Origin of the sequence: Salmonella bongori NCTC 12419 (genome assembly GCF_000252995.1) — a bacterium.
GTDB lineage: Bacteria > Pseudomonadota > Gammaproteobacteria > Enterobacterales > Enterobacteriaceae > Salmonella > Salmonella bongori.
The window spans coordinates 2,314,227-2,326,018 of sequence record NC_015761.1 but is presented as its reverse complement, the minus strand read 5'-3'; the positions used below and the strand labels follow the sequence as shown (position 1 = coordinate 2,326,018).

Genomic DNA, 11,792 nt, shown 5'->3' with positions numbered 1-11,792 from the left:
TGCCAGATGGTGCTGATGCTTATCCGGCCCTCAGGGAAAAACCTTCGAGGCCGGATAAGACGCACTGGTGTTTCCATCAGGCATTGTAGATCAATGATATCCCATCATCTGTGCGCCAATGACCACTATGCTGGACATAATAAACAGCAGCCCCAGGAGTGATGCCCCCACTTTCAGCCAATTGCGAAAGTCGACCCGGCACACGCCCAGTGTCGCCATCAGCGAGGCCGAGGTCGGATAGATAATATGGCTGAAGCCATCACCAAACTGGAAGGCCAGAACAGTCACCTGGCGGTTAACGCCGACCAGATCGCCAAGCGGCGCCAGCAGTGGCATGGTCAATGCCGCCTGACCCGAACCGGAGGTCACAAAGAAATTAAATACGGCCTGAAAAAGCAGCATAAACCAGGCAGCGATGGCATTATTAAGCCCGCTTATACCGTGAGCGATACTGTTAAGCAGTGTATTGAGTACGCTGGGCTCCCCTGCTTCGCCGTTGCCTGCCAGTAGCAGAATGCCTTTAGCAAAACCGACCAGTAACGCCGGAGCGATCATCATTCTTGCTCCTTCGGTAAATGAGGATGCCATCACGTTAAGCGTCATCCCGTTGAGGCGGAAGATGACGCCGATAAGGCCTGTCACCACGCCCATGGTGAAAAACTGGCTGGCGATCTCCGGAATAAACCAGGCGTGGACGATTACACCCCAGATGACCCAAACCATTACTCCGGTCAGCACCAGCAGTACCAGCCAGTCACCAACAGTGAAAGGGCGCTGCACGACTTCATCCTGCTGTTCGCGGAAATAATGATCGGATTCGTGAACGCGGGAGAGCTGCGGATTCTTTTTCACGCGTGAAGCGTAGACCAGCGTAAAAATCAGCCCAATCAGTGTGGCGACAACCCAGACCCCAATACGTAGCCCGGAACCGGACAGCACTGGCACGCCAGCGATCCCCTGGGCGACGACCACGCAGAAGGGGTTCATCCACGAACTGGCAAAGCCAATTTGAGTGGCGATATAGGTCACCAGAACGGTGGTAATGCTGTCATAGCCCAGCCTGACCATGAGTGGGGCAATGATAATCGCAAAGGCGACCGCCTCTTCGCCCATGCCAAATACTGCCCCCCCTAACGAAAAGAGGATAAATAGCACCGGAATAAACAAGACTTCGTTACCGCGCGTGTGGCGAATGAGCGCCAGAATACCGTTATCCACAGTACCGGTACGCATGACGATGCCGAATGCGCCGCCGATTACCAGCATAAACATGATGATACCGACGGCAGTGCCGAATTTTGAGCCGGACGTTAACCCTTCAAAGGGAAAATTCATCAGCCCCGGTCTTTCATCGCCAGTGGTGAAAAATTGTACGCGGTGATACTGCGCTTCACCGGCCTCATTGGTTACAATGCGGAAAGAATGTGGATCGACGACTTTTCGGGTTTTTGTCTGGCCATCGACCTGATATTGCACCTCCTGGCTATCAAACATCCCTACGGGCACTACCCAGGTGGCGATACTGGTTAAAATGGCGACAAAAAAGATGATGACCAGCGTATCGGGCATCGCCCATTTTTTGGCTGGCTTTGATTCTGTGATGACAGACATGACAGACTATCCCTGTTGCAAAGCAAAGAGACTAAGTATGCGAAGAAGGGAATAGTTATTCATTGATGCAGCGCAGCTAAGCAAAAAATTCAGAGTGCGCGGTAAATAATAGCATGCCGGATAGCGATGCTAATGCCTCCTGTCCGGCCTACACTGGCATCGTACCTGTAGGCCGGATAAAGCATTCACGCCGCCATCCGGCATTTGCTGTTACTGCTGTTGGGAAGCCTGAATCGCGGTCAGGGCGATGGTATAGACGATATCGTCAACCAGCGCGCCACGGGACAGGTCGTTCACCGGCTTGCGCATACCCTGTAGCATCGGCCCGATGGAGATCAGGTCGGCAGAACGCTGTACCGCTTTGTAAGTGGTGTTACCGGTGTTCAGATCCGGGAAGATGAACACGGTAGCGCGGCCAGCCACCGGTGAGTTCGGTGCTTTGGACTTCGCCACGTCAGCCATCACCGCGGCATCATACTGCAACGGACCGTCGATCATCAGGTCAGGACGTTTTTCCTGCGCCAGACGGGTTGCTTCACGGACTTTCTCTACGTCGCTGCCTGCGCCAGAAGTGCCGGTGGAGTAGGAGAGCATTGCTACGCGCGGTTCGATACCGAAAGCAATAGCGGAGTCTGCGGACTGAATCGCGATTTCAGCCAGTTGTTCTGCGGTCGGATCCGGGTTGATCGCGCAGTCGCCATAAACGTAAACCTGTTCCGGCAGCAGCATGAAGAACACAGAAGAAACCAGAGAGCTGCCCGGCGCCGTTTTGATCAGCTGCAGCGGTGGACGGATGGTGTTAGCAGTAGTGTGAACCGCACCGGAAACCAGACCGTCGACTTCGTCCTGCTCCAGCATTAGCGTACCGAGTACTACGTTGTCTTCCAGCTGTTCGCGGGCAACGGGTTCGGTCATGCCTTTGCTCTTACGCAATTCCACCAGACGGGCGACGTAGCTTTCACGGACCACTTCCGGATCGACAATTTCGATACCCGCGCCCAGCTCAACGCCCTGGGATGCCGCAACGCGGTTAATTTCATCCGGGTTGCCTAACAGTACGCAGGTGGCGATACCGCGTTCAGCGCAAATGGCCGCCGCTTTCACGGTACGCGGTTCGTCGCCTTCCGGCAGCACCACACGTTTGCCGGCTTTGCGCGCCAGCTCGGTCAGCTGATAGCGGAACGCTGGCGGAGAGAGGCGACGGCTACGCTCAGAGGTCGCGGTCAGCGACTCGATCCAGTCAGCGTTAATGTAATTCGCGACGTATTCCTGAACTTTTTCAATGCGCTCGTGGTCATCAACCGGGACTTCCAGATTGAAGCTCTGCAGGCTTAGCGAGGTCTGCCATGTGTTGGTGTTCACCATAAATACCGGCAGGCCGGTGGCGAAAGCCCGCTCACACAGTTTAGAAATACGCGCGTCCATTTCATAGCCGCCGGTTAACAGCAGGGCGCCGATTTCTACGCCGTTCATCGCGGCCAGACAGGCAGCAACCAGCACGTCCGGACGGTCTGCGGAGGTCACTAGCAGAGACCCTGCACGGAAGTGTTCCAACATATGCGGAATGCTACGCGCGCAGAACGTGACGGATTTAACGCGGCGGGTTTTGATATCGCCTTCGTTAATGATGGTTGCGTTCAGGTGACGTGCCATATCGATAGCGCGGGTAGCGATCAAATCGAAGCTCCACGGCACCGCGCCAAGTACCGGCAACGGGCTGGATCCCTGCAGTTTAGCAGGATCGATTTTGATGACCTGCGCTTTGGAAGAGTCGTCAAAAATCTCTGACAGATCCGGGCGAGTACGGCCTTGTTCATCAACCGGCGCATTCAGTTTGTTGACAATGACGCCAGTAATATTGGTGTTTTTCGCGCCGCCGAAGCTGCTGCGCGTCAGTTCGATACGCTCGTTCAATTGTTCTGGCGTATCGGTGCCCTGAGACATGACAAAAACGATTTCCGCGTTCAGCGTTTTCGCGATTTCGTAGTTCAGTGACTGAGCGAACTGGTGTTTACGGGTCGGAACCAGACCTTCAACCAGCACCACTTCTGCGTCTTTGGTATTCGCATGGTAGTTGGCGATGATCTCTTCCATCAGCACATCTTTCTGATTGCTGGACAGCAGAGATTCAACGTGGCTCATTTTCAGCGGTTCAGCCGCCGGCAAATTAGAGTTTGCGCGAACAATAGTGGTGGTCTGGTCAGGCGCATCGCCGCCAGCGCGCGGTTGGGCGATAGGTTTAAAGACGCTCAGACGAACGCCTTTGCGTTCCATAGCACGGATGACGCCGAGGCTGACGCTGGTCAGGCCGACGCTGGTTCCGGTAGGGATCAGCATAATAATACGGGACACGGTTTATCCTCTTTCGTTACCGTCTTTTGGGACGGGTTACAAAACAGCACCGCCAGCGAAGCTGGCGGTGTGAAATCAGGCAGTCAGACGGCTCGCGTCCTGCGCGATAACCAGTTCTTCGTTGGTTGGGATCACCACCGCCGGACGGGTACCTTCTTTGTTGATGAAACCAGATTTGCCGAAACGAGCGGCCAGGTTACGTTCGTGGTCGACTTCAAAGCCCAGCACACCCAGTTTGCCCAGGGACAGTTCACGAACCATTGCGGCGTTTTCACCGATACCACCGGTGAACACCACTGCGTCCAGGCGACCCTCCATCAGCGCAGTGTAAGAACCGATGTATTTCGCCAGGCGGTGGCAGTAAACGTCCATCGCGCGTTTCGCGTCTTCCTTCGTCGCGTAGTTGTCTTCAACATAACGACAGTCGCTGGTGACTTCGGTCAGACCTAACAGGCCGGATTCTTTGGTCAGCATTTTGTTGATCTGATCCACGCTCATGCCCAGAGTGTCATGCAGGTGGAAGATAATTGCCGGGTCGATGTCGCCGGAACGGGTACCCATCACCAGACCTTCCAGCGGGGTCAGACCCATTGAGGTATCGACGCATTTACCGTTACGGATAGCGGAAACAGAGCCCCCGTTGCCCAGGTGGCAGGTAATGATGTTCAGTTCTTCCACCGGTTTGTTCAGCATTTTTGCCGCTTCCTGAGTCACATAGAAGTGGCTGGTACCGTGCGCGCCATAGCGGCGAACGCCGTGCTCTTTGTACAGGCTGTACGGCAGGGCATACAGGTAAGACTCTTCCGGCATGGTCTGATGGAAGGCGGTATCAAAGACGGCAACGTTTTTGTCTTTCAGCTGCGGGAAGGATTTCAGCGCTTCGGCGATACCAATCAGGTGAGCCGGGTTATGCAGCGGTGCGAAAGAGGCGGAGTCTTTGATGCCCTGAATAACAGACTCATCAATGACGACGGAACTGGTATACTTCTCGCCGCCGTGTACGATACGGTGACCAATTGCAGTTAACTGCGCAGACAGTTCTGGTTTTTGTGCCAGAATAGTGTTAACGATAAAGTTCAGCGCTTCACTGTGAGCGGCGCCTGCACCTAAAGCCGCTTCTTGTTTACTGCCGTCCATTTTCCATTTGATACGCGCTTCTGGCAGATGGAAACATTCGGCTAAACCAGAAAGGTATTCATCACCATTAACTGCATCAATAATTGCAAATTTCAGTGAAGAACTACCGCAGTTCAGAACCAGTACTAACTTACTCGACATGGAAGTACCTATTTATGATACGTGGCTAAAAAAACGTCAATGAGCCATAGAGCGTAGCGCATGATAGCCCTGACATTTATGATTAACATCATGCGCAGGAGTCTTTTTTGGCATGATGGAAGAAATACCTTTGAGTCTATGCCATTTTGCGTATTTTTCAGCCAATGGCATACTATGTGTAATATTGACGACTCATCGATTTTAAACTACCGGCCTTTGACAGGCCGACACAGGATACCTGATAGTGGGTCTTGAAGACAAAATGTTTTGAACGTTGTCCCTCTCAGTTGTTGTTTTGCACAAATTTTTTAAATTTTATATGTGAAGTTGAGGTAGGTCATGTCGACACCGGATCATCGCTCCGTAAATTTTTTTAGCTTATTTCGCCGGGGGCAGCACTACGCGAAGACGTGGCCGATGGAAAAGCGGCTGGCGCCCGTTTTCGTCGAAAACCGCGTTATTCGTATGACGCGCTATGCCATACGGTTTATGCCGCCTATCGCGGTCTTTACGTTATGCTGGCAAATCGCTCTGGGTGGTCAGCTGGGTCCGGCTGTGGCGACCGCACTGTTCGCGCTGAGTTTACCCATGCAGGGACTCTGGTGGTTAGGGAAACGTTCTGTGACGCCATTGCCGCCTTCGATCCTCAACTGGTTTTATGAAGTCCGGGGGAAATTGCAGGAGGCCGGACAAGCGATGGCGCCAGTAGAAGGCAAGCCGGATTATCAGGCATTAGCTGACACGCTTAAGCGCGCCTTCAAACAACTGGATAAAACTTTCCTTGATGATTTGTAATTGACCCCGGATTACGCATATAAAAGAAGGCATACCAATGCCTTCTTTTTTTTCATCACCCTGGCGTGATACAGGAGTTCAAAATGGAAATGACCAACGCTCAACGTTTGATTTTGTCTAACCAGTACAAAATGATGACAATGCTCGATCCCACTAACGCCGAGCGCTACCGCCGCTTACAGACAATTATAGAACGCGGTTATGGCCTGCAGATGCGTGAGTTGGATCGCGAGTTCGGCGAGCTGACGGAAGAGACCTGTCGTACCATCATTGATATTATGGAGATGTATCATGCTTTGCACGTCTCCTGGACCAACCTCAAAGATACGCAAGCCATCGACGAACGTCGCGTTACCTTCCTTGGATTTGATGCCGCGACGGAGGCTCGTTATCTGGGCTATGTCCGTTTTATGGTGAATGTCGAAGGGCGTTACACCCACTTTGACGCCGGGACGCACGGCTTTAATGCCCAGACGCCGATGTGGGAAAAATATCAGCGTATGTTGAAGGTCTGGCACGCCTGCCCGCGTCAGTACCACCTGAGTGCGAATGAAATTAACCAAATCATTAATGCCTGAGGAGGTCCGCGTGCAGTGTAAAGGCTTTCTGTTTGATCTGGATGGTACGCTGGTTGACTCATTGCCTGCCGTTGAACGCGCGTGGTGTAACTGGGCCGATCGTTTTAACCTTGCTCATGATGAGGTGCTGGGCTTTATTCATGGCAAACAGGCGATCACCTCGCTGCGGCATTTTATGGCAGGGAAACCGGAGGCGGAAATTGCTGCTGAGTTTACGCGCCTGGAGCAAATAGAAGCTACTGAGACTGCAGGGATCACCGCGTTGCCAGGGGCTATCGATTTACTCAATCACCTGAATAAAGCGGGAATACCGTGGGCCATTGTCACCTCCGGTTCGATGCCGGTTGCGCGTGCGCGCCATCAGGTTGCAGGCCTTCCGGCGCCTGAAGTGTTTGTCACCGCCGAGCGGGTGAAACGTGGCAAACCGGAGCCGGATGCGTATTTGCTCGGCGCGCAGTTACTTGGCCTGGCGCCCCGGGAGTGCGCTGTGGTCGAGGACGCCCCGGGAGTGCGCTGTGGTCGAGGACGCCCCGGCAGGCGTGCTGTCGGGGCTGGCTGCCGGTTGTCATGTCATTGCGGTCAATGCGCCAGCCGACACGCCGCGCCTGAAGGACGTTGATTTTGCATTGGATAGCCTGACGCAATTGTCGGTTGCTAAACAGCCAAATGGCGATGTGGTCGTGTCAAGAAAGACCTGATCATGATATTGCCCCGCCCTGGCGGGGCATATTTATGACAGAATCACGTTATCTTCTCATCTGACAAGGATATGTTGTGAACGGTGAATTGATTTGGGTTCTCTCTTTACTGGCGATTGCCGTCGTATTGTTTGCGACAGGCAAAGTACGTATGGATGCGGTTGCTTTATTCGTCATTGTCGCTTTTGTCCTTAGTGGCACTTTGACCCTTCCGGAAGCCTTTTCCGGCTTTAGCGATCCGAACGTCATTCTTATTGCTGCCTTATTTATTATCGGTGATGGTCTTGTGCGTACCGGTGTCGCGACGGTGGTTGGCACCTGGCTGGTTAAAATGGCGGGCAGCAGCGAAATCAAGATGCTGGTTTTGCTCATGATTACTGTCGCCGGGCTTGGTGCATTTATGAGTTCAACCGGCGTGGTGGCGATTTTCATCCCCGTCGTTCTGAGCGTTTCTATGCATATGCAGACCTCGCCTTCTCGTCTGATGATGCCGCTTAGCTTTGCGGGGCTTATCAGTGGAATGATGACGCTGGTGGCGACCCCGCCGAACCTGGTGGTTAACAGTGAGCTGCTGCGTGAAGGGCTTCACGGTTTCAGCTTTTTTAGCGTTACGCCGTTGGGACTGGTGGTACTGGCGCTCGGTATAGTTTATATGCTGCTCATGCGCTTTATGCTGAAAGGCGATACGCCAGGCGTGCAGGGAGGGAAGCGGCGTACTTTCCGCGATCTTATCCGTGAGTACCGTCTGACGGGGCGCGCGCGCCGTCTGGCGATTCGTCCCGGTTCGCCGATGGTGGGGCAGCGACTGGACGACCTTAAACTTCGCGAACGTTACGGTGCGAACGTTATCGGCGTTGAACGTTGGCGGCGCTTTCGACGAGTTATCGTCAATGTGAACGGCGTATCGGAGTTTCGCGCTCGCGACGTGCTGCTGATTGATATGTCGGCAGCGGAGGTTGACCTCAGGGAGTTCTGCGGCGAGCAACTGCTGGAACCGATGGTATTGCGGGGAGAATATTTTTCCGATCAGGCGCTGGATGTCGGGATGGCGGAAATTTCTTTGATTCCGGAATCCGAATTGATAGGCAAGTCGGTGCGCGAAATCGCCTTCCGTACCCGTTATGGGCTGAATGTGGTGGGTCTGAAACGTGACGGCGTTGCGCTCGAGGGCTCACTTGCCGATGAACCGCTGCTGATGGGCGATATCATTCTGGTGGTGGGTAACTGGAAACTGATCAGCCAGCTTGGGCAAAAAGGCCGCGACTTTGTGGTGCTGAATATGCCGGTTGAGGTCAGTGAAGCCTCTCCTGCACACAGTCAGGCGCCGCACGCCATTTTTTGTCTGGTACTGATGGTGGCGCTGATGCTGACTGACGAAATCCCCAACCCGATTGCGGCAATTATTGCTTGCCTGTTGATGGGAAAATTTCGTTGTATTGATGCTGAAAGCGCCTACAAAGCGATCCACTGGCCCAGTATTATTTTGATTGTCGGCATGATGCCATTTGCGCTGGCGCTGCAAAAAACCGGCGGCGTCTCGCTGGTGGTGAAAGGATTAATGGATATTGGCGGGGGCTACGGGCCGTACATGATGCTGGGATGCCTGTTTGTGCTGTGCGCCGTTATCGGGTTGTTTATTTCCAATACGGCAACGGCGGTACTGATGGCGCCTATTGCGCTGGCGGCGGCGAAATCAATGGGCGTATCGCCTTATCCGTTTGCGATGGCGGTGGCGATGGCGGCATCAGCCGCCTTTATGACGCCAGTGTCTTCGCCAGTCAATACGCTGGTTCTGGGGCCGGGAAATTATAGTTTTAGTGACTTTGTGAAGCTTGGGGTGCCGTTCACGCTTATTGTGATGGCGGTTTGTATTGTGATGATACCAGTGTTGTTCCCCTTTTAACGCTACGCCGTGAACGGCCTGATGGCGCTATGCTTATCAGGCCTACAGGAATGTATCGGTCGGAAACAGTAGGCCGGATGAGGCGCAGCCGCTATCCGGCAACTAAAGCGGCGAGTCCTGACTAATCTCATCAAGAGAAAGATGGAAACTTGGTACGAACACCGCCATAAAATAATCCATCTCCTGACTGCGGCGTAATTCCAGAGTTTTTTCCAGCCGTGTTTTCGCAAGCCCAAACTCATTATTTCCCGCTGCCAGCTCTTCCAGACATTTCAGGTAGGCACAAAGCGCATCGGCCTGTTTCACAATCGACTGTTCTTCTTCGCTCCAGGTATTCTCATCGATAAGCGGCGCAAAAATATCGCGCAGTTCATCCGGTACCATATCAACCAGCTTTTGTTGGGCGATTTTTTCGATCGCTTTATATTCCTGGGCTATCTGGGAGTTAAAATATTTTACCGGCGTCGGCAGATCGCCTGTCAGTACTTCAGAAGCATCATGGTACATTGCCAGAAGCGCGATGCGTTCAGCGTTGAGCTGTCCGCCGAATTTACGGTTTTTTATCGCCGCCAGAGCATGAGCGACCATCGCTACCTGCAAACTATGTTCGGAGACGTTTTCCGTGCGCACGTTACGCATCAGCGGCCAGCGGTTAATCAGTTTCAGGCGGGAGAGATGGGCGAAAAAATGGCTCTGCTTCATAAATTACCTTTTATCTTCACTGCGGCAGACTTTATTGTGCGGGGAGGGCGGCAAAGATGCAATTCAGGCTACCGAAGCAGCCTGAATTTAAGATTATTGATGGTAGCCTGAGAGAAAACGCCCAAAGCGGTTGATAGCCATCTCCAGGTCATCTTCACGCGGTAGTGTCACAATACGGAAGTGGTCCGGCCACGGCCAGTTAAAGGCGCTGCCTTGCACCAGTAGCACTTTTTCCTGTAGCAGGAAATCCAGCACCATCTTCTGGTCATCATGGATAGTAAAGCGTTTAGCGTCGATCTTCGGGAACATGTATAACGCGCCGCGCGGTTTTACACAGGAGACGCCGGGAATATCGTTAATCAACTCCCAGGCGCGGTTACGCTGTTCATACAGACGGCCACCAGGCAGGATAAATTCACTAATGCTTTGATAACCGCCGAGCGCGGTCTGAATGGCATGTTGCGCCGGGACATTGGCGCACAGGCGCATTGAAGCCAACATCTCCAGGCCTTCGATATAACCCTTCGCATGTTTTTTAGGCCCGTTTAATACCATCCAGCCCTGGCGAAAACCGGCAACACGATAGGTTTTAGACAAACCATTAAAGGTGACGGTCAACAGGTCCGGCGCCAGTGCGGCGATGGAGTGATGTTCGGCATCGTCGTAGAGGATCTTGTCATAAATTTCATCGGCGAAGATGATGAGATTATGCTCGCGCGCAATGCTAACAATTTCCATCAACAATTCTTTAGAATAAACGGCGCCGGTAGGGTTGTTTGGATTAATAATCACAATGCCACGCGTACGCGGGGTAATTTTGGCGCGGATATCGTCAAGGTCCGGGAACCAGTCGGAAGATTCATCACAAAGATAGTGTACTGCGTTACCGCCGGAGAGCGATACCGCTGCTGTCCACAACGGATAATCGGGCGCAGGAACCAGCATTTCATCGCCGCTGTTAAGCAACGCTTGCATCGCCTGAACGATCAGTTCGGAAACACCATTACCAATATAAATATCTTCCACGGTCACATCGCGCATTCCCCGGGCCTGGTAATGCTGCATAATTGCTTTACGGGCGGAATAGAGCCCTTTCGAGTCGCAATAGCCTTGCGCTGTCGGCAGATTACGAATGACATCGACCAGAATTTCGTCCGGCGCTTCGAATCCGAAGGGGGCGGGGTTGCCGATATTCAGTTTAAGAACTTTATTACCTTCTTCTTCCAGGCGTTTCGCTTCTTTCAGAACGGGGCCACGTATGTCATAACAGACATTTTCGAGTTTGCTGGATTTTTCAATGGGGGACATGAATCTTGACCTTTTAGCTGTTATTGCCACTCCCTGCCGTGGAAGTCAGCACGGAACAATGTACTCCCACGATGGGGAGTTTTGAAGAGTAGGCAGAAGAAGATTTCGTTTATTTTTCATGCGCTTCTTTGTTGTTTAAAACTTTGTGATGCTATTTATTTAGATGTATTTTCTATTTTTATTTATTTGCATGGCGTTTTGTTCTTATGATTCACCTTTTTGGTGGTGTTTTGTTTTGTTAAAAATTATTAGTTTTATGAGAGATAAGCATTCGTCATTAGTGTGGCGTCGACTATTTCGAAAATACTGAGTATTAGCGAGGAAATGATAAGGTTAGACCCTTCCGGCAACGGCTGGTGTGAAACTATTGTTAAGTAGAATTAATGAATGGTGGAAATCTTAATTAATTATTATTTAATATTTAAAAAGCATTTACTAAAATCGTAATAATATCTCGCTGGTCCGATTAGTATAACATATCGAGGGTTAAGATTATTCGTAATAATACTTATAAATATAGCGGTTTTAGGTTAAGATAATGATCCGAAACGGGGGCGTAGTCTGCGT

General features: G+C 52.2%; 8 protein-coding genes and 1 pseudogene. 4 read left to right on the top strand and 5 right to left on the bottom strand.

All coding sequences use genetic code 11. The annotated features are described in order from the left end of the window. Positions 1-90: 90 nt before the first annotated feature. From yfcC to ackA, 3 genes are all read right to left on the bottom strand, one after another. Positions 91-1,611 (bottom strand): putative basic amino acid antiporter YfcC, encoded by a 1,521-nt coding sequence (yfcC, locus tag SBG_RS10915; protein WP_000111523.1) that lies wholly within the window; start codon positions 1,609-1,611, stop codon positions 91-93. A gap of 210 nt (positions 1,612-1,821) precedes the next feature. Continuing rightward, the gene (gene pta, locus SBG_RS10910) at positions 1,822-3,963 is read right to left on the bottom strand and encodes a phosphate acetyltransferase (RefSeq protein WP_000086685.1); all 2,142 of its coding nucleotides are present in this window, start codon (positions 3,961-3,963) and stop codon (positions 1,822-1,824) included. A gap of 75 nt (positions 3,964-4,038) precedes the next feature. Beyond that, complete coding sequence (ackA, locus tag SBG_RS10905; protein WP_000095691.1) at positions 4,039-5,241, bottom strand: acetate kinase; 1,203 nt, start codon at positions 5,239-5,241, stop codon at positions 4,039-4,041. A 339-nt stretch (positions 5,242-5,580) separates the two neighbouring features. Between ackA and yfbV the strand changes: the two genes are divergently transcribed. The 4 genes and pseudogenes from yfbV (at position 5,581) to SBG_RS10885 (ending at position 9,215) form a co-directional block, all read left to right on the top strand. After that, positions 5,581-6,036 (top strand): terminus macrodomain insulation protein YfbV, encoded by a 456-nt coding sequence (gene yfbV / locus SBG_RS10900; protein ID WP_015702940.1) that lies wholly within the window; start codon positions 5,581-5,583, stop codon positions 6,034-6,036. Between the two features lie 83 nt (positions 6,037-6,119). Beyond that, a complete protein-coding gene (locus SBG_RS10895; protein WP_000426136.1) occupies positions 6,120-6,614 on the top strand; it encodes a YfbU family protein in 495 nt (164 codons plus the stop codon). Then, a pseudogene (locus SBG_RS10890) lies at positions 6,607-7,312 on the top strand (sugar phosphatase). Before SBG_RS10895 ends, SBG_RS10890 begins: the two are co-directional and overlap by 8 nt. Positions 7,313-7,388: 76 nt before the next feature. Next, positions 7,389-9,215: an SLC13 family permease gene (locus tag SBG_RS10885; protein WP_001012862.1), complete on the top strand. Its 1,827-nt coding sequence runs from the start codon at positions 7,389-7,391 to the stop codon at positions 9,213-9,215. A gap of 102 nt (positions 9,216-9,317) precedes the next feature. Here the strand turns inward: SBG_RS10885 and yfbR are convergent, their stop codons facing one another. Both yfbR and alaA read right to left on the bottom strand, forming a co-directional pair. Then, entirely contained in the window at positions 9,318-9,917 is a 600-nt protein-coding gene (gene yfbR, locus SBG_RS10880; RefSeq protein WP_000813870.1) for a 5'-deoxynucleotidase, read from the bottom strand. Between the two features lie 93 nt (positions 9,918-10,010). Then, positions 10,011-11,225: an alanine transaminase AlaA gene (gene alaA / locus SBG_RS10875; protein ID WP_000074538.1), complete on the bottom strand. Its 1,215-nt coding sequence runs from the start codon at positions 11,223-11,225 to the stop codon at positions 10,011-10,013. Positions 11,226-11,792: the final 567 nt, after the last annotated feature.